19 protein-coding genes are annotated in these 18,660 nt (G+C 55.4%); 16 read left to right on the plus strand and 3 right to left on the minus strand.

All coding sequences use genetic code 11. The features are described from left to right. Window positions 1-5: 5 nt before the first annotated feature. The 4 genes from COO59_RS16720 (at window position 6) to COO59_RS16735 (ending at window position 4,482) form a co-directional block, all read left to right on the plus strand. Window positions 6-2,558, plus strand: coding sequence for a class I adenylate cyclase (locus COO59_RS16720; RefSeq protein WP_103060877.1), 2,553 nt, complete (start codon window positions 6-8; stop codon window positions 2,556-2,558). A gap of 195 nt (window positions 2,559-2,753) precedes the next feature. Then, complete coding sequence (locus COO59_RS16725) at window positions 2,754-3,446, plus strand: hypothetical protein (RefSeq protein WP_103060878.1); 693 nt, start codon at window positions 2,754-2,756, stop codon at window positions 3,444-3,446. 20 nt (window positions 3,447-3,466) lie between these two features. Further along, on the plus strand, window positions 3,467-3,871 hold the full coding sequence (locus COO59_RS16730; protein WP_133158617.1) for a hypothetical protein: 405 nt from the start codon (window positions 3,467-3,469) through the stop codon (window positions 3,869-3,871). 188 nt (window positions 3,872-4,059) lie between these two features. Beyond that, on the plus strand, window positions 4,060-4,482 hold the full coding sequence (locus COO59_RS16735) for a hypothetical protein (RefSeq protein ID WP_103060880.1): 423 nt from the start codon (window positions 4,060-4,062) through the stop codon (window positions 4,480-4,482). Between the two features lie 55 nt (window positions 4,483-4,537). Here COO59_RS16735 and cyaY read toward each other — a convergent pair whose 3' ends face one another. After that, window positions 4,538-4,858, minus strand: coding sequence for an iron donor protein CyaY (gene cyaY / locus COO59_RS16740; protein ID WP_103060881.1), 321 nt, complete (start codon window positions 4,856-4,858; stop codon window positions 4,538-4,540). A gap of 168 nt (window positions 4,859-5,026) precedes the next feature. Here cyaY and lptM point away from each other — a divergent pair, with 168 nt between their 5' ends. From lptM to COO59_RS16780, 9 genes are all read left to right on the plus strand, one after another. Continuing rightward, on the plus strand, window positions 5,027-5,251 hold the full coding sequence (gene lptM / locus COO59_RS16745) for an LPS translocon maturation chaperone LptM (RefSeq protein WP_103060882.1): 225 nt from the start codon (window positions 5,027-5,029) through the stop codon (window positions 5,249-5,251). A gap of 29 nt (window positions 5,252-5,280) precedes the next feature. After that, window positions 5,281-6,105, plus strand: coding sequence for a diaminopimelate epimerase (gene dapF / locus COO59_RS16750; protein ID WP_103060920.1), 825 nt, complete (start codon window positions 5,281-5,283; stop codon window positions 6,103-6,105). Beyond that, window positions 6,102-6,803 (plus strand): DUF484 domain-containing protein, encoded by a 702-nt coding sequence (locus tag COO59_RS16755; RefSeq protein WP_103060883.1) that lies wholly within the window; start codon window positions 6,102-6,104, stop codon window positions 6,801-6,803. Before dapF ends, COO59_RS16755 begins: the two co-directional genes overlap by 4 nt. Beyond that, window positions 6,800-7,708, plus strand: coding sequence for a tyrosine recombinase XerC (xerC, locus tag COO59_RS16760; protein ID WP_103060884.1), 909 nt, complete (start codon window positions 6,800-6,802; stop codon window positions 7,706-7,708). The genes COO59_RS16755 and xerC overlap by 4 nt, the downstream gene beginning before the upstream one ends. Next, window positions 7,708-8,424, plus strand: a complete 717-nt coding sequence (gene yigB / locus COO59_RS16765) for a 5-amino-6-(5-phospho-D-ribitylamino)uracil phosphatase YigB (RefSeq protein WP_103060885.1) — start codon at window positions 7,708-7,710, stop codon at window positions 8,422-8,424. Before xerC ends, yigB begins: the two co-directional genes overlap by 1 nt. Before the next feature lie 57 nt (window positions 8,425-8,481). After that, entirely contained in the window at window positions 8,482-10,644 is a 2,163-nt protein-coding gene (gene uvrD, locus COO59_RS16770) for a DNA helicase II (protein WP_103060886.1), read from the plus strand. 178 nt (window positions 10,645-10,822) lie between these two features. Next, on the plus strand, window positions 10,823-10,879 hold the full coding sequence (gene ysgD / locus COO59_RS21675; protein ID WP_350355818.1) for a YsgD/CorL family protein: 57 nt from the start codon (window positions 10,823-10,825) through the stop codon (window positions 10,877-10,879). A gap of 144 nt (window positions 10,880-11,023) precedes the next feature. After that, a complete protein-coding gene (corA, locus tag COO59_RS16775) occupies window positions 11,024-11,977 on the plus strand; it encodes a magnesium/cobalt transporter CorA (protein ID WP_103060887.1) in 954 nt (317 codons plus the stop codon). A gap of 100 nt (window positions 11,978-12,077) precedes the next feature. After that, window positions 12,078-13,124 (plus strand): AbrB family transcriptional regulator, encoded by a 1,047-nt coding sequence (locus COO59_RS16780; protein WP_103060888.1) that lies wholly within the window; start codon window positions 12,078-12,080, stop codon window positions 13,122-13,124. On the opposite strand, the gene rarD is transcribed toward COO59_RS16780, so the two are convergent. Both rarD and COO59_RS16790 read right to left on the minus strand, forming a co-directional pair. Continuing rightward, window positions 13,104-14,003, minus strand: coding sequence for an EamA family transporter RarD (rarD, locus tag COO59_RS16785; protein ID WP_103060889.1), 900 nt, complete (start codon window positions 14,001-14,003; stop codon window positions 13,104-13,106). The genes COO59_RS16780 and rarD overlap by 21 nt on opposite strands. 62 nt (window positions 14,004-14,065) lie before the next feature. Continuing rightward, on the minus strand, window positions 14,066-14,536 hold the full coding sequence (locus COO59_RS16790; RefSeq protein WP_103060890.1) for a thioesterase family protein: 471 nt from the start codon (window positions 14,534-14,536) through the stop codon (window positions 14,066-14,068). Between the two features lie 191 nt (window positions 14,537-14,727). On the opposite strand from COO59_RS16790, the gene pldA reads away from it, so the two are divergent. The 3 genes from pldA (at window position 14,728) to rhtC (ending at window position 18,297) form a co-directional block, all read left to right on the plus strand. Then, entirely contained in the window at window positions 14,728-15,606 is an 879-nt protein-coding gene (gene pldA / locus COO59_RS16795) for a phospholipase A (RefSeq protein ID WP_103060891.1), read from the plus strand. Window positions 15,607-15,703: 97 nt separating this feature from the next. After that, window positions 15,704-17,530, plus strand: coding sequence for an ATP-dependent DNA helicase RecQ (gene recQ / locus COO59_RS16800; RefSeq protein WP_103060892.1), 1,827 nt, complete (start codon window positions 15,704-15,706; stop codon window positions 17,528-17,530). 137 nt (window positions 17,531-17,667) lie between these two features. Continuing rightward, on the plus strand, window positions 17,668-18,297 hold the full coding sequence (gene rhtC, locus COO59_RS16805; protein ID WP_103060893.1) for a threonine export protein RhtC: 630 nt from the start codon (window positions 17,668-17,670) through the stop codon (window positions 18,295-18,297). Window positions 18,298-18,660 lie beyond the last annotated feature (363 nt).

An 18,660-nucleotide genomic window follows, 5' to 3' on the forward strand; every position in this document is an offset into this window, starting at 1 on the left:
ACGTCTTGTACCTCTACATTGAGACATTGAAACAGAGACTGGATGCCATCAACCAACTGCGTGTCGATCGCGCACTGGCTGCAATGGGCCCTGCTTTCCAGCAGGTATACGGTCTGCTGCCAACCTTATTACATCATCATCATCCTCTGATGCCGGGCTACCTTGAAGGTAACGTTCCATACGGCATCAGCTTCTACACGTCTGATGAAAGCCAACTGTGCTATCTGCAGGACATTGAGCATAAGTCGAACCAGCCCGCCACCGTACCGCCTAAAGGAGAGATGCCGATTACCGGCCTCTATTCTATGGGCAGTACTTCCTCCGTTGGGCAAAACAGCACCTCCGACCTGGATATTTGGGTTTGCCATCAGTCATGGCTGGATGGCGACGAACGTCTGGCGCTGCAGAAAAAATGTCAGTTACTGCAGAAGTGGTGTGCGGCGATGGGCGTTGAGGTCAGTTTCTTTCTGATCGATGAGAATCGCTTTCGCCACAATGAAAGCGGCAGCCTGGGCGGCGAAGATTGCGGCTCAACGCAGCATATATTACTGCTGGATGAGTTTTACCGTACCGCCGTGCGTATGGCGGGCAAGCGCATCCTGTGGAATATGGTGCCGGGCGAAGAAGAAGAGCATTACGACGATTACGTTATGTCGCTCTATGCACAAGGGGTGCTGACGCCGAATGAATGGCTTGATCTGGGCGGGCTGAGCACGCTTTCCGCCGAAGAGTATTTTGGCGCCAGCCTGTGGCAGCTCTATAAAAGTATCGATTCGCCTTATAAAGCGGTATTAAAAACCCTGCTGCTGGAGGCTTACTCCTGGGAGTATCCTCAGACTCGTCTGCTGGCAATGGATATTAAACAGCGCCTGCACGATGGTGAAATCGTGTCGTTCGGTCTGGATCCCTACTGCATGATGCTGGAGCGGGTAACGCACTATCTGACCAGCATTGACGATCATGCCCGGCTCGATCTGGTGCGGCGCTGCTTTTACCTGAAGGTTTGTGAAAAGCTGTCGCAGGATGGAAGCGCGCATCGCTCCGGCTGGCGTCGCGAAATTTTGGCGCAGCTGGTCAGCGAGTGGGGCTGGGACGAGGCGCGCCTTGCGGTGCTCGACAGCCGCGCCGACTGGAAAATCGAACGCGTGCGTGAAGCGCATAATGAACTGCTGGATGCGATGATGCAAAGCTATCGCAACCTGATTCGTTTTGCGCGCCGCAACAACTTAAGCGTTAGCGCCAGCCCGCAGGATATCGGCGTGCTGACGCGTAAGCTGTATGCCGCCTTTGAAGCGCTGCCGGGCAAAGTGACGCTGGTTAACCCGCAGATTTCGCCCGATCTGTCCGAAACGCATTTAACCTTTATTCACGTGCCTGACGGGCGCGCTAACCGGTCGGGCTGGTATCTTTATAACCAGGCGCCGGATATGAATTCTATTATCAGCCATCAGCCGCTGGAATATAACCGCTACCTGAATAAGCTGGTGGCCTGGGCCTGGTTTAACGGCCTGCTGACGGAAAGAACCCGGCTGCATATTAAAGGCAACGAGACGTGCGATCTGGCGCGGCTGCAGGAGCTGGTCGCGGACGTTTCGCACCATTTCCCGCTGCGGCTGCCGGCGCCCACGGCGAAAGCGCTCTACAGCCCGTGTGAAATCCGCCATCTGGCGCTGATCGTCAACCTGGAATATGACCCGACCGCCGCCTTTCGTAATCAGGTAGTGCATTTTGATTTCCGCAAGCTGGACGTATTCAGCTTTGGTCAGCAGCAACAGTGCCTGATCGGCAGCATCGATCTCCTTTATCGCAACTCGTGGAATGAAGTGCGTACGCTGCACTTCAGCGGCGAGCAGGCGATGCTGGATGCGTTAAAAACCATTCTCGGCAAGATGCATCAGGATGCGGCGCCGCCCGATGCGGTTGAAGTATTCTGCTATAGCCAGCATCTGCGCGGCCTGATCCGTACGCGCGTACAGCAGCTGGTTTCTGAATGCATTGAGCTGCGTCTTTCCAGTACGCGTCAGGATCCGGGCCGGTTTAAGGCGCTGCGCGTGGCCGGGCAAACCTGGGGGCTGTTCTTTGAACGCCTGGGCGTTTCGGTACAGAAGCTGGAAAATGCGGTGGAGTTTTACGGCGCTATCTCCAATAACAAGCTGCACGGCCTGTCGATTAAAGTAGAGACCGAGCAGGTACAGCTGCCGCCGGTGGTCAATGGCTACGCCAGCGAGGGGATCATCCAGTTCTTTTTTGAGGACACCAATAACGACAGCGGCTTTAATATCTATATTCTGGATGAAGCTAACCGCATCGAGGTGTACCACCATTGCGAAGGCAGTAAAGAGGAGCTGGTGCGCGACGTGAGCCGCTTCTACTCTTCTTCGCACGATCGTTTTACCTACGGCTCCAGCTTCGTTAATTTCAACCTGCCGCAGTTTTACCAAATTGTTAGCGTAGACAGTCGCACCCAGGTCATTCCCTTTCGCAGTCAGACGCTGACCCAGCTGTGCGCTAACCAGCCGGAAAGCACCGACTATCCGCAGCGCTTCCAGGTTTACTAAGCCAGTAGCATCACGCCTTGCCACGCGCTTATTGCGCGGGCTCAGGCTGGCGATGATTCCTTATCCATTTCGTTTTCCCTCTGCACATTTTCGAGACAGGTCTTAAGTGCGCGGCTGCGCTTCTCCCCTATTTTGCTCATAGCGAACAGGTTGTTTTTTCGCCAGAACCTTCTTGTTAACTATGCAGGGATGGCTATGAGCAAACGTAATGATGTTATTGATCCGTGGGCACCAGGGAAAAACGATACTGGGCTGGTTTATTCAGAAGTTTTAGGCTGGATAGATTTAGGGCATGCGCGCGGAGGTGATATAGCAGATTGCCTTGCGCAAATGGAGAGGGGGGAGGTCAGCGGGCAACCCTATTACCTGGTTAAGTATCGGCAAACGATGTCGTTAGAATCATTTAGTACCGGCCGCTGTTCGCGCTGGAATATCAAACGCGGGCGAACGCTTGCCGAAAGGCACAGCATTACGCTGGCGCTGATGATGGAAACGGCGATCGCGTTTGAGAACTGGCAGTCAATGCCCTTTTTTAGCTGGTACACCGACAGCGGCTTCAGCGCAGAAGATTTGGTTTCCGATCTGTTGGGCTTTTATAAAGTTGTGCGGCCGCAAAATTACTGGCCCTGGCTGAAAATCGTCAGTAAAGAAGCGGCGCTCAGGCGTTGGGATTACTATGGCGCGCTGGGCACTTTTAAAAATAAAGGGTTTAACCCGCTGCTGTTCCCGGACCCCGCTGATACACGTATTCCTCATATTCCTTATAAAGGCAGACTGCCAAATTTTATGATGTCGATTAGGCCGTTTACCCAGTTCAAATCTGATATTGTCCGTCGTATCGATGCCGGAGCACAGGTCACCGTCGGATGGGAAGTTAAGAAAAAATGAAATGGCTTAAGTGGGCGCTGATGCTACTGCTGGCGGTGCTAGTAATTAACGTTGTTGACTTTTTTTACATCAATACCAGCCTGATAAATGAGGCAGAGCGGAATCCTGGCTTCAAACAGAGCGAGCGGAGGCTTTATCGCCTTTTCGTTGATGACGATATTAAAAATGCGCCGCGTATTACGGATGATTATTACTTTCGCTTTCGCCGGATGGACGGCCCTTCTGCTGAAATCAGCGGGATTGTCTTTAATGGCGCAACGGAAACGGCGGCATTAGAAAAGTATCTGGCGGCGTTGGGATATCAGCACGTCTCTGATGATGAGTTTGGTCAACGCTGGGAAAAGGACAACCGTCCCAATCCCAACATTTATATATGGCGCGATACAGCGGGCAAGACGATCTTTCTGACCAAATACTCATTGTGAAACAAAGCCCCGCCGGGGCTTGGTGATTTAAACCGTTCAGGATTCAGGCAGGCAATCAACGCAGCGTCTCGCCCGATTGCATGCTACAGGTTGCTACTGGCTCATTTGTCAGCCAGAAAAGGACGTCGTTCAGGATTGCCTGTCAGGCTGATACAGACAGCACAGGTAATGGCTAAGTAAGATAAATAATGAAAATGAAATGGCTAACACGTACGCTGGGGCTAACGGTGGTGATGGCTATCGCTCTGGTTTTAGCCGACTGTAAAATGCTGGGCATAGCAGACAAGAGTCCAGGTTTTAAACAGAGTGACTGGTGGCTTTATTATTCTTTTGTTGATGAAGATATCAAAAATGCGCCGCGTATTTCGGATGATTATTACTTTCTCTTTGGGATGATGGACGGCCCCTCGCCAGAAATGAGCAGGATTGTTTTTAATGGCGCAACGGATACCGCCGCGTTAGAAAACTACCTGACGGCTTTAGGATATCACTATGTCCCTGACGATGAGGGGGGCGGACGCTGGGAACGAGAAGGCCAGCGGAAAACGGAATTTTATATCTGGCAAAGTAAAGAGCAGCAGACCATCCGTTTAACAAAATATACGTTCTAAAACAAAGCCCCGCCGGGGCTTTGTCATTTAAACCGTTCAGAATTCAGGCAGGCAATCAACGCAGCGTAACCGGCTCGCCCGACTGCGCGCTGCAGGCTTCCGACAGCAGCTGCCAGAACTCTGCGCCGCTGCGGTTGCAAATCCAGCTGCCGTTTTGATAATCGAAATGGTAACCGCCGCCTTTGGTCGCCAGCCACACCTGATGCAGCGGCTCCTGTTTATTAATAATAATCTTGCTGCCGTTCTCAAAACTGAGCGTCATAATTCCGGCATGGGTTTCATAATCGATATCGCTATCGCCTTTGTACGCGTCAAGCTGTTCTTCCAGCGTTAACATCAGGTCGTCGGCTAACTGGTGAAATTCACTGTCTTGCATCGTTGTTTCCTTTAAGTTTTGGACGAGTATAACGCGCCGGGGGCCTTTGCAACATCGTCTGATAAGAGTGAGAAGCAGCACATCACGTCACCTTTTCCTGTTGCTTTTCCAAAGTCAGCTGCGATGATAAGCAACCAGGAATACGCATCAATCATAAGCAGGAATACCATGAAGAAAACCATTTGTCGGCTGGCAATGGCGCTGGCGTTAACCAGCCTGGCCGGCTGCGGACTGAAAGGGCCGCTCTATTTCCCGCCACAGGATAAGCCGAAACAGAGTTCACCGCAGCCAACTGCAGAGCAGCCCACATCTTCTTCAACGGCGACCCAGCCGGATGGTCAACAGGACACTAACCTGGCCCTCCCGGATGCGGATATGCAAGCGACGCAGTAATCATGATGGCCCAGCCGGCGGAGCAGAAAATGCAGTTCTCGAAAATGCACGGTCTTGGTAATGACTTTATGGTCGTTGATGCCGTCACGCAAAATGTCTATTTCTCACCGGAGCTGATCCGCCGCCTTGCGGATCGTCATCTGGGCGTAGGCTTCGATCAGTTGCTGATCGTAGAGCCGCCGTACGATCCCGATCTCGATTTTCACTACCGTATTTTTAACGCTGACGGCAGCGAAGTAGCGCAGTGCGGCAACGGCGCGCGCTGCTTTGCCCGTTTTGTGCGGCTGAAAGGGCTGACCAATAAAAGTGATATTCGGGTCAGCACCCAAACCGGACGGATGGTGCTGAGCGTCACCAACGACGAGCTGGTGCGCGTAAATATGGGCGAGCCCAATTTTGAGCCGCAGCAGGTGCCGTTTCGTGCCAATAAGGCGGAAAGCCTCTATCTGCTGCGCGTCGCTGAGCAGACGCTGATGTTTGGCGTAGTCTCTATGGGCAATCCGCACTGCGTGATCCAGGTCGGCAATATAAAAACGGCGGCGGTCGAAACGTTAGGGCCGGTGCTGGAAAGCCATGAGCGCTTCCCGGAGCGGGTAAACGTCGGCTTTATGGAAGTGGTTAACCCGGAACATATTCGTCTGCGCGTTTACGAGCGCGGCGCGGGAGAAACCCAGGCCTGCGGCAGCGGAGCCTGCGCGGCGGTAGCCAGCGGTATACAACAGGGATTACTGGCGGAAAAAGTGCGCGTCGATCTACCCGGCGGCACGCTGCATATCGCCTGGAAAGGGCCGGGAAATCCGCTCTATATGACCGGACCGGCCACGCATGTTTATGATGGGTTTATTCATTTATGAAAAATGTCGAAGAGACAGCCCCGGCGTTGATGCTGAACGACGAAGCGGTAGGTGACTACCTGCGGCAAAATCCAGACTTTTTTATTCGCAACGCGCGCCAGGTAGAACAAATGGCGGTGCCGCATCCGGTACGCGGTACGGTATCGCTGGTGGAATGGCATATGGCGCGCCAGCGTAATCATATTCAACAGCTGGAAGAAGAAATTACCCAGCTAATGGAACAGGCATCCGCTAACCATCAGCTATTCGACCGCCTGCTGAGCCTGCAAAGTCACCTGGCGTCCGCGCCTTCTTTACAGGATATGCTGAACCGCCTGCAACGCTGGGCGCGTGATTTGGGCCTGGCCGGGGCCGACGTACGGCTGTTCAGCGATAGCTGGCAGCTGGGCGCGCCGTCCAGCTTTACGCAGCTGGCGTTATCGCGTCAGGCGTTTGAACCGGTACGTATACAGCTGCTGGGGAAAGATCAGCATTATCTGGGCAGCCTGAACGGGCCGGAGCTGCTGCTGTTACTGCCCCAGGCGCGTTCGGTCGGTTCGGTGGCGATGTCGCTGTTTGGCGAACGCGGCGATCTGGGCGTACTGATCTTCAGCAGCCGTGATATGCATCATTATCAGCCCGGACAGGGCACGCTGTTGCTGCACTATCTGGCGTTGATGCTGCCGGAACTGCTGAACCGCTGGGTAGCGCGCGCATGAGTGACATCATGCCGCTGCAGGCTGCCGTCGAGGGATTTCTGCGTTATGTGCAGGTAGAGCGTCAGCTCAGTCCGTTAACGCATGAGAACTATGCGCGCCAGCTTGCCGTGCTGATGGAACAGGCCAGCGAGATGAAGATCAGCGACTGGGCGCAGCTGGAGCCGGCGCATGTACGCACGCTGGCGGCGAAAGGGCGCCGTGCCGGTTTACAGCCGGCGAGCCTGGCGCTGCGGCTTTCCGCGCTGCGCAGTTTTTTAGACTGGCTGGTCAGTCAGGGCGTGCTGAAGGCCAATCCGGCCAAAGGTATTGCCACGCCGCGCGCGCCGCGACATCTGCCGAAAAATATTGATGTCGATGAGGTTAATCAGCTGCTGAGCATTGACCAAAACGATCCGCTGGCGGTACGTGACCGGACCATGATGGAAGTCATGTATGGCGCGGGGCTGCGTCTTTCCGAACTGGTCGGTATCGATCTGCGCCATCTCGATCTGGAAGCGGGTGAAGTCTGGGTCACCGGCAAAGGCAGCAAAGAGCGTCGTCTGCCCATTGGCCGTACGGCGGTCGGGTGGATCGAAAAATGGCTGGCGCTGCGTGAATGTTTCGCGCCGGACAGCGATGCGCTGTTCGTGTCGAAAGAGGGCAGGCGCATCTCGGTGCGCAACGTACAGAAACGCTTCGCCGAATGGGGCGTTAAGCAGGGCGTCAGCAGCCACGTTCATCCCCATAAACTGCGCCACTCTTTTGCCACGCATATGCTGGAATCCAGCGGCGATCTACGCGCGGTACAGGAACTGCTGGGCCATGCCAGCCTCTCCACTACGCAAATTTATACTCATCTCGACTTCCAGCACCTGGCGTCGGTGTATGATGAGGCGCATCCGCGCGCCAAACGAGGAAAATCCTGATGCATTTTTACCGTCGGCTGCAGCCGATCAAAGCGATCACCTTCGATCTGGATGACACGCTGTATGACAACTATCCGGTGATCTGTAAAACCACCGCTGAATCCCACCGTTTTCTGCAGTCCTGGCATCCCGATCTGCATGATTTTTCAGTGGAAGCGTATCAGCAGCTGCGCGACCAATTATTAGCGCAGGAGCCTGATATTTACCATGACGTGACGGAATGGCGACGTCGCACCGTGGAGCTGGCGATGCTGAATATCGGTCTGACGCCCGCCGAGGCGCAGGAAGGCGCGGACAAGGTAATGGCTGTTTTTGCTCACTGGCGCAGCCAGGTTGACGTGCCGCCGGAAACGCACGTGGCGCTGGCGGCGCTGGCGGAGCGGGTTCCGCTGGTGGCGATAACCAACGGCAACGCGGAACCGCACCTGTTCGGGCTCGATCGCTATTTTCAGTTTGTTCTGCGTGCCGGCCCGCACGGGCGCGCGAAACCGTATCAGGATATGTATCATCTGGCGGCGCAGCGGTTAAATCTCGCGCCGGAAAATATCCTGCACGTTGGCGACGATCTGACTACCGACGTGGCTGGCGCGCTGCGCTGCGGTATGCAGGCCTGCTGGATTAATCTGCGTGAAGGCAACCTGATGCAGATTGACGATGCGCGGTTATTGCCGCATCTGGAAATTACGCAGTTGGCATCGCTGACCGCGCTGATATAATCTTCTGTACAAATATCCAGTGACCCGCTGGAGCGTTTTTCCTGACTGACGGTGCTTATGGACGTTTCTGACCTGCTAAACAGCCTGAATGATAAACAGCGCGAAGCCGTGGCGGCTCCGCGCAATAACCTGCTGGTGCTGGCAGGCGCGGGCAGCGGCAAGACACGCGTGCTGGTGCATCGTATCGCCTGGCTGCTAACGGTAGAGAACTGCTCGCCATACTCAATTATGGCGGTCACCTTTACCAATAAGGCCGCCGCAGAGATGCGTCACCGTATTGAGCAGCTGATCGGCACCAGTCAGGGCGGGATGTGGATCGGGACGTTCCACGGCCTGGCGCATCGTTTATTGCGCGCTCATCATCTGGATGCCCGGCTGCCGCAGGATTTTCAAATCCTCGACAGCGAAGATCAGCTGCGCCTGCTGAAACGCCTGATTAAGGCGATGAATCTGGATGAGAAACAGTGGCCGCCGCGTCAGGCGATGTGGTACATCAACGGCAAAAAAGATGAGGGCCTGCGTCCGCAGAATATTGAAAGCTACGGCAATCCGGTTGAGCAAACCTGGCTGCGTATTTACCAGGCCTATCAGGAATCCTGCGATCGCGCCGGGCTGGTTGATTTTGCCGAGCTGCTGCTGCGCGCTCATGAGCTGTGGCTAAATAAACCGCACATCCTTAACCACTACCGTGAACGTTTCACCAACATCATGGTGGATGAGTTCCAGGATACCAATAGTATCCAGTATGCCTGGATTCGGATGCTGGCTGGCGATAGCAGCCGGGTCATGATCGTTGGCGATGACGACCAGTCAATCTACGGCTGGCGCGGCGCGCAGGTGGAAAACATTCAGCGCTTCCTGAACGATTTTCGCGGCGCGGAAACCATCCGTCTGGAGCAAAACTATCGCTCCACCAATAATATCCTGAAGGCCGCCAACGCCCTGATCGCCAACAACAACGGTCGGCTGGGGAAAGAGCTGTGGACCGACGGCAGCGACGGCGAGCCGATCTCCCTCTATTGCGCCTTTAACGAGCTGGATGAGGCGCGTTTTGTGGTGAACCGCATCAAAGTGTGGCAGGAGAACGGCGGCGCGCTCAGCGACTGCGCCATTCTTTATCGCAGCAACGCCCAGTCACGCGTGCTGGAAGAGGCGCTGCTGCAGGCCAGCATGCCGTATCGTATTTACGGCGGTATGCGCTTCTTCGAGCGCCAGGAAATTAAAGATGCGTTGGCCTACCTGCGTCTGATCGCCAATCGTAATGATGACGCCGCCTTTGAGCGCGTGGTGAATACGCCGACGCGCGGCATTGGCGATCGTACGCTGGACGTAGTGCGTCAGGCTTCGCGCGATCGTCAGCTGACGTTATGGCAGGCGAGCCGCGAACTGCTGCAGGAAAAGGCGCTGGCCGGACGCGCCGCCTCGGCGCTGCAGCGTTTTACCGAACTGGTGGATTCGCTGGCGCAGGAAACTGTGGAGCTGCCTCTGCACGTACAAACCGATCGGGTGATTAAAGATTCCGGCCTGTGGCTGATGTATGAACAGGAAAAAGGCGAGAAGGGCCAGGCGCGCATCGAAAACTTAGAAGAGCTGGTGAACGCCACGCGTCAGTACAGCTATCAGGACGAAGATGAAGATTTAATGCCGCTGCAGGCGTTTCTGTCGCACGCGGCGCTGGAGGCGGGCGAAGGCCAGGCCGATAAATGGCAGGATGCGGCGCAGCTGATGACCATGCACGCGGCCAAGGGGCTGGAGTTCAGTCAGGTCTTTATTGTCGGCATGGAAGAGGGAATGTTCCCCAGCCAGATGTCGCTTGACGAGGGCGGCAGGCTGGAAGAGGAGCGCCGTCTCGCCTACGTTGGCGTTACCCGCGCCATGAAAAAGCTTACGCTGACCTATGCGGAAACGCGTCGGCTGTACGGTAAAGAAGTTTATCATCGCCCGTCGCGCTTTATCGGCGAGCTGCCGGAAGAGTGCGTGGATGAAGTGCGCCTGCGCGCCAGTATCAGCCGTCCGGTCAGCCATCAGCGGATGGGCACGCCGGTGGCGCAAAACGACAGCGGCTTTACGCTGGGTCAGCGCGTGCGCCACGCCAAATTTGGCGAAGGCACCATCATTAATCTTGAAGGCAGCGGCGATCACAGCCGCCTGCAGGTTGCGTTTCAGGGCCAGGGTATTAAATGGCTGGTGGCAGCTTACGCGCGGCTTGAAGCGGTATAACATTCGCCGCGCATTAACGTAACGCCGCCTTCTTTCGTCTGGCGAATGCGCGCCAGACGAGGATCTTCCCCGTTTATGAAAAGCCAGGGCGCGGCTGTTGGCGGCGTCCTGCTTCGCTTGACGCCTTTTTCGTCTCAGCGTAACATGCGCGCACCATCACCCTAAGAGGACTTTCGCCTTGGACACTCCCAGTCGATGCTGGCTCACCCACCTTATCAACAGGTACAACCCCTAAGGCCATCCTCTTATGCTGATAGCCTTTGTGGTTGTCAGCGATCGAATTTCCCGTCGCACGAGTTAGCGTTTACCACCGACTGAAACTCAGGTTTCTGTGTTCTGGCGTATTGTCCCGTTTGAATGACTCATTGGGAGTACTGCTATGCTGAGCGCTTTTAAACTGGATCGCAGCCGCCTTACACGCCTAGAGCTGGAAGATACGCCGGAAGATCTGGCTTCTTCGGTTTGGGTCGATTTGATCGAGCCTGAAGAGGCAGAACGCGAGCGCGTGCAAAATGAACTGGGCCAAAGCCTGGCAACCCGTCCCGAGCTGGAAGATATCGAAGCCTCCGCCCGTTTTTTTGAGGACGAAGACGGCCTGCACATCCACTCCTTCTTTTTCTATGAAGATGCCAAAGATCACGCAGGCAACGCGACCGTCGCTTTTACCATTCGCGAGGGACGCCTCTATACGCTGCGCGAGCGTGAGCTGCCGGCGTTTCGTCTCTACCGGATGCGCGCCCGCAACCAGACGCTGATTGACGGCAACGCCTATGAACTGCTGCTGGACCTGTTTGAAACCAAAATTGAACAACTGGCGGATGAGATTGAAAACATCTACAGCGATCTGGAAAAGCTGAGCCGGGTGATTATGGAAGGGCAGCAGGGCGATGAGTTCGATCAGGCGCTTTCAACCCTGGCGGAGCTGGAAGATATTGGCTGGAAAGTACGCCTGTGTCTGATGGATACCCAGCGCGCGCTGAACTTCCTGGTGCGTAAGGCGCGTCTGCCAAATAACCAACTGGAGCAGGCGCGGGAAATCCTGCGCGATATTGAATCCCTGCTGCCGCACAATGAATCTCTGTTTCAGAAAGTTAACTTCCTGATGCAGGCGGCGATGGGCTTTATCAATATTGAGCAGAACCGCATTATTAAAATCTTCTCGGTAGTATCGGTCGTGTTTCTGCCGCCGACGCTGGTAGCCTCCAGCTACGGGATGAACTTTGAGTTTATGCCGGAGCTGAAATGGAGCTTCGGTTATCCTGGGGCTATCGGCCTGATGATCCTCGCCGGGCTGGCGCCTTATCTCTACTTCAAGCGTAAAAACTGGCTTTAACGCTGCCGGGCCGGACATACGTCCGGCCTGTTACCGCTGGTATTCCCGGCGGGTTGAACGTAACCTTAAGCTTTTCAAGTCTCTGTGATCGTTCCCTTCTATGGAAAAGCTCTCGCGCAAACAGCAGTGGATGACGCTTATCGGCGTTTCGCTGCTGCTGGGTTTCATACTGCAATATTTTCATGTACCGGCTGCGCTGCTGCTGGGCCCGATGGTCGTTGGCGTAGTCATGGGGCTGCTGGGCGCGACGCTGCGCATTGATAAACGGCTATTTATTCTTTGCCAGGCGGTGCTGGGCTGCATGATTGCTCAAAGCCTGTCGCCCTCGGTTATCAATCCGCTGATTACCAACTGGCCGATAGTGCTGACGATACTGCTGCTGACGCTGGCGGCCAGCGGGCTGTCCGGCTTTTTGCTGGTACGCTACAGTGATTTGCCTGGGCCGACCGGCGCATGGGGCTCGTCGCCTGGCGGGGCGTCGGCAATGGTGGCGATGGCCGCCGATTACGGGGCCGATGCGCGGCTGGTGGCGTTTATGCAGTATCTGCGCGTGCTGTTTGTCGCTACCGCCGCGGCGATAGTCGCGCGTATCGGCCTGGGCGATGAGGCGCAGCACGCCGCGCCGCAGATCTGGTTTCCGCCGCTGGATATGCGCTTTGTCATTACGCTGGGGATTATGCTGCTGGGCGCGTTTCTGGGGCAGCGCTTTCGTATTCCTTCTGGCGCGCTGCTGCTGCCTGCGCTGGCGGGTGCGGCTTTGCAAAGCAGCGGAACGGTAGAGCTACAGGTGCCGGAATGGCTGCTGGCTACCGCCTACGCATTAATTGGCTGGACGGTGGGGCTACGCTTTACGCGCCCGATATTTCGGCTGGCGTTGCGCACGTTACCGCAGATGCTTGCCTCGATTATCGGGCTGATGCTGTTGTGTGGCGCGATGGCCTGGATGCTGACGAAGCTGCTGCATATCGATCTGCTGACCGCCTATCTGGCAACCAGCCCAGGCGGGCTGGATACCGTGGCGATTATTGCGGCGGGGAGCCGCGTCGATATCGCTTTTGTTATGGCGCTGCAAACCCTGAGGCTATTCACCATCTTACTTACCGGTCCGGCGCTGGCGCGTTTTATTTCACGCTTTGCTCGTTCTTGACCGACGCAGCGTGTAGAGCGCATCGATAATAAACAGCGCCAACGCCAGCCAGATAAAGCCAAAGGTCACCGCTTTATCTGGCGTCATGTTTTCGCCATAAAACAGCACCGCCAGCAGGAACATCAGGGTCGGGCCCAGATACTGAAAAAAGCCCAGCGTTGACAGCCGCAGGCGCGTGGCGGCGGCGGTAAATAACATCAGCGGAATGGTGGTGACTATCCCGGCGGCGATCAGCAGCAGATTTAACGAGGCGGTATTGTTGCCGAGATGGCTGGTCGCACTGTCAGCAATGCCAAACAGATAAATCGACGCCAGCGGAAACAGCCACAGCGTTTCAATCAGCATTCCGCTCTGGGCATCCACCGCAACCTTCTTGCGCACCAGGCCGTACAGGGAAAAGCTTAACGCCAGCCCCAGCGCGATAAGCGGCAGTGAACCAAATTTCCACAGCTGCACCAGCACGCCGCAGGTCGCCATCAGCACTGCTACCCACTGCATCCGCCGAAAACGTTCGCCAAGAAACAGCATGCCAATTATTACGTTAAGCAGCGGATTAATAAAATATCCCAGGCTGGCTTCCAGCATATGATGATTATTTACCGCCCAGATAAAGAGCAGCCAGTTGCCGCCGACCAGCGTGGCGGAGAGCGCCAGCAGCAGCACCTTTTTGGGCTGCTGTATTACCGTTTTCACGCGTCGCCAGCTGCGGGTCATTGAAATGAGCCCCAGCATAAACAGCGCCGACCAGATAACGCGATGCGTCATAATTTCGCTGGGGGCAACCTGCTGAATCAGTTTGAAATAGGCGGGCGCCACGCCCCAGATAAAATAAGCGCACAGCGCGCAGAGAATGCCCTGGCGCGTTTGTTGTGTATCCATCACGGTGTGTTCTCAGAGGTAAAGGCGCCAGTGTAAAGTAAAAGCTGGCGCAGCGGTGAATATTAGCCGACCAGGTAAGTTGCGGTGGCGCTGGCGATGTGAACGCCCGCATCGTTATGCAGCTCGACACGCGCCACGGAAATTTTATTGCCGGCGCGTAGCAGGCTGCTGGCGGCAATAAAATGCTCGCCGCGTCCGGGCCGTAGATAATCCACGCGCAGATCGATGGTTCCCATACGCGCCAGACGCTGGCGCAACTCCTGCTCGGTAATGCTCTCCTGACGCGTCAGCGAACTGGAGACGCATACCAGCCCGGCAGCGACATCCAGCACCGAGGCGATAACGCCGCCGTGCAAAATCTGCTGGGCCGCATTGCCGACCAGCATGGTTTTATTGGCAAAACGAAGTTCAGCATAATCGGCATCAAGGCGTTTTAGTTCCAGGCCCAGCGCCTGATTAAAGGGCATATGGTAAACAAAAATCTCACCAATAAGCTGACGTGCCGCCGCCGAATTTAACTGAGTCTCTGACATAAAAGGATTTTCCTGAAGCCCGATCGTAAAGTGCGCTTATGTTAACAAGTTGTGTATTCTATGCTGTCAGCAACGTGCTTTCTACTCTCAGAAAACAGCGCTGATTTCATATGGGAATTGCGTGTAGAATGGCCTGCTTTTTTTATTTAATGGCCCTTTGAATGGCACCCAGCGCTTCACCGGAGAATACTATGCGGTTACTAAGAGGATTAGTTGCGGCGGCTTTATTACTGCCCGTATTGGCGCAGGCTGAAGAAGCCACCGTCAAGGATGTACATGATACACCAGCGGTACGCGGCAGTATTATCGCTAACCTGCTGGAACAACATGATAATCCCTTTGTGCTTTATCCTTATGAACGCAACTACCTGCTTTATACATGGACCAGCGACCTCAATAAGGAGGCGATTGAATCCTATGACTGGGCTGACAATGCGAAAAAGGATGAGGTAGAATTCCAGCTCAGCCTGGCGTTTCCTTTATGGCGCGGTATTCTGGGCGATAATTCGGTGCTGGCCGCTTCTTATACTCAACGCTCCTGGTGGCAGCTCTCTAACCATAGCGAGTCATCGCCGTTCCGTGAAACTAACTACGAACCACAAATTTTTCTCGGATGGGCGACGGATTACTCGTTCGCGGGCTGGACGCTGCGCGATGTGGAATTTGGCTTTAATCACCAGTCGAACGGGCGCTCCGATCCCACTTCTCGCAGCTGGAACCGCGTTTATGCGCGTTTGATGGCGCAAAACGGCAACTTTCTGGCGGAAATTAAGCCCTGGTATCGCCTGTCGGAAGACACCAGTAGCGACGATAACCCTGACATTACTAAATACATGGGCTATTATCGCGCCAAATTAGGTTACCGTCTGGGCGACAGCATTTTCAGCATTCAGGGCAACTATAACTGGAATAGCGGTTATGGCGGCGCGGAGCTGGGCTGGAGCTATCCGATTAGCGAACATGTGCGTTTTTATACGCAGGTATTTAGTGGCTATGGCGAATCGTTAATCGATTATAATCACCGCCAGACTCGCGTTGGCGTTGGCGTAACCTTAAACGATCTGTTCTGATCCAGGCCCGCCCGACGGGTCTGTCACACAGCAACTCTCTCTTCGGGCGGCATGCCGCCCGTCAAGTCATCATTATGCAGTGCAATACGGGGAAGACGTGTCTACGGCGGCAGTAATTAATCATGAAGCGCTGGCTGAACAGGTATTACGCGATACCTTCGGCTATCAGCAGTTTCGCCCCGGGCAGCAAACCATCATTCAGGCATCGCTGAACGGCCGGGATTGTCTGGTGGTGATGCCCACCGGCGGCGGAAAATCGCTCTGTTATCAAATTCCGGCCTTGCTGCGCGACGGCCTGACGCTGGTTGTCTCACCGCTTATCTCGCTGATGAAAGATCAGGTCGATCAGCTGCTGGCGAACGGCGTGGCGGCGGCGTGTCTTAACTCGTCGCAAACGCGGGAAGAGCAGCAGACGGTGATGGCGGGATGCCGTAGCGGCGAGGTGCGCCTGCTTTATATCGCGCCGGAACGCCTGATGATGGATAACTTCCTCGACAGCCTGACGCACTGGAATCCAGCGATGCTGGCGGTGGACGAAGCGCACTGTATTTCCCAGTGGGGCCACGACTTCCGTCCTGAATATGGCGCGCTGGGTCAGCTGCGTCAGCGTTTTCCGGCGCTGCCGGTGATGGCATTGACGGCAACCGCAGACGAAACCACCCGTAACGATATTGTTCGGCTGCTGCAGCTGGACGATCCGCTGATTCAAATCAGCAGTTTCGACCGGCCCAATATCCGCTACATGCTGGTGGAAAAATTTAAGCCAACCGAACAGCTGCTGCGTTACGTACAGGATCAGCGTGGCAAAAGCGGCATTATTTACTGTAACAGTCGGGCAAAGGTGGAAGACACCGCCGCCCGCCTGCAAAGCCGCGGCCTGAGCGTTGGGGCCTACCATGCCGGAATGGACAACGCGCATCGTGCCCAGGTACAGGAAGCTTTCCAGCGCGACGATTTGCAAATCGTGGTGGCGACCGTCGCCTTCGGCATGGGGATCAACAAGCCCAACGTACGGTTTGTGGTGCATTTCGATATTCCACGCAATATCGAATCCTATTATCAGGAAACCGGACGCGCCGGACGTGACGGTCTGCCTGCCGAAGCGATGCTGCTTTACGATCCGGCGGATATGGCCTGGCTGCGTCGCTGTCTGGAAGAGAAAGCGCCCGGCCCGCTGCAGGATATTGAACGCCATAAGCTCAATGCGATGGGCGCTTTCGCCGAAGCGCAAACCTGTCGTCGGCTGGTGCTGCTGAACTACTTTGGCGAAGGGCGCCAGCAGCCGTGCGGCAACTGCGATATTTGTCTCGATCCGCCACGGCGCTACGATGGCCTGGTTGAAGCGCAAAAGGCGCTCTCCACTATTTACCGCGTCGGTCAGCGTTTCGGCATGGGCTACGTGGTTGAAGTGCTGCGCGGCGCCAGCAATCAGCGCATTCGCGACCAGGGACACGATAAGCTGCCGGTGTATGGTATCGGCCGCGAACAAAGCCATGAGCACTGGGTCAGCGTGCTGCGTCAGCTTATTCATTTGGGGCTGGTCGCGCAGAATATTACGCTACATTCGGCGCTGCAGCTTACCGAGGCGGCGAGGCCGGTTTTACGTGGTGAAACGCCGCTGATGCTGGCCGTGCCGCGTCTGGTTACCGTTAAGCCGAAATATAACAACCAGAAAAGCTACGGCGGCAACTACGATCGCAAGCTGTTCGCGAAATTGCGCAAGCTGCGTAAAGCGATTGCCGATGAAGAGAATATCCCGCCTTACGTGGTGTTTAACGATGCGACGCTGATTGAGATGGCGGAGCAGATGCCGGTTACCGCGTCGGAAATGCTCAGCGTCAACGGCGTCGGCCACCGTAAGCTGGAACGTTTTGGTAAGCCTTTCCTGGTGATGATCCGCGAGCATATGACCGGCGAAGAGTAAAATAGCGCCGCAATAATCATGCGCGAAACGGCTATCATAGATAACAGATGAACAGAACAGGTTTTGGCGTGATAATCATGCGTACCCCGGAATAGCCAGATGGCTTTCCCGTTTCATTTATCGGCAAGGAAACTGTTATGCTCGCGCTTTTTCTTACCGTTGCCGCAGTGCATTTAGTCGCACTGATGAGCCCCGGACCAGATTTCTTTTTTGTTTCGCAAACCGCCGCCAGTCGCTCCCGTAAAGAAGCGATGATGGGCGTGCTGGGCATTACGCTGGGTATTGTTATCTGGGCTGGCGTCGCGTTGATGGGTTTACATCTTATCCTGCAAAAAATGGCCTGGCTGCACGAAGTAATTATGGTGTGCGGCGGAATTTATTTGACCTGGCTGGGCTGGCAGCTGATGCGCGCGGCGCGTCGGCAGCATCTTCAACCGGTTGCGGAAGATGCGGAAGTGCAGGTTGAGCTGGCAAAAAAAGGGCACAGTTTTCTGAAAGGCTTTCTGACTAACCTCTCAAATCCCAAAGCGGTTATCTATTTCGGCAGCGTCTTTTCACTGTTTGTTGGCGATGATGTTGCCGCTGACGCGCGTTGGGGGCTGTTTGTACTGATTATTAGCGAAACGTTCGCCTGGTTTACGCTGGTCGCTGCGGTCTTTGCGCTTCCCTGGATGCGCCGCCAGTATCAGCGCATGGCGAAATGGATCGACGGTATGGCGGGCGTGCTGTTTGCCGGGTTCGGCATCCATCTGATCCTCTCCCGCTAGGTGAGACCTGGTTTACTTGCCATTTGCTGTCCGGGCAGTACTCGCTTCCTCACGTATTATACGCTTGGATCGCTGCGTGCTGTCCTGGACGGCCTGGTTTACTTGCTATTTGCTGTCCGGGCAGTACTCGCTTCCTCACGTATTATTTATACGCTCGGATCGCTGCGTGCTGGCCGTCCAGCAACTGGCTGCGACACCGACGGCCGTCTACCTGGGGAGTAAAGGGTAAGGGCTGAGAGCAGGGCAGCTGTAAAAACAAAAGCCAGGGAAGCGGCAAGCACTGAAGCCAGGGAAGCGGGGGCAGGCAGCGGAGTAAAGCCTCCGCGTCATGGATGACGCGGCGGAGCCTCCAGGGATGGATTC

It is taken from the genome of Mixta theicola, assembly GCF_002895925.1.
Classification (GTDB): Bacteria; Pseudomonadota; Gammaproteobacteria; order Enterobacterales; family Enterobacteriaceae; genus Mixta; species Mixta theicola.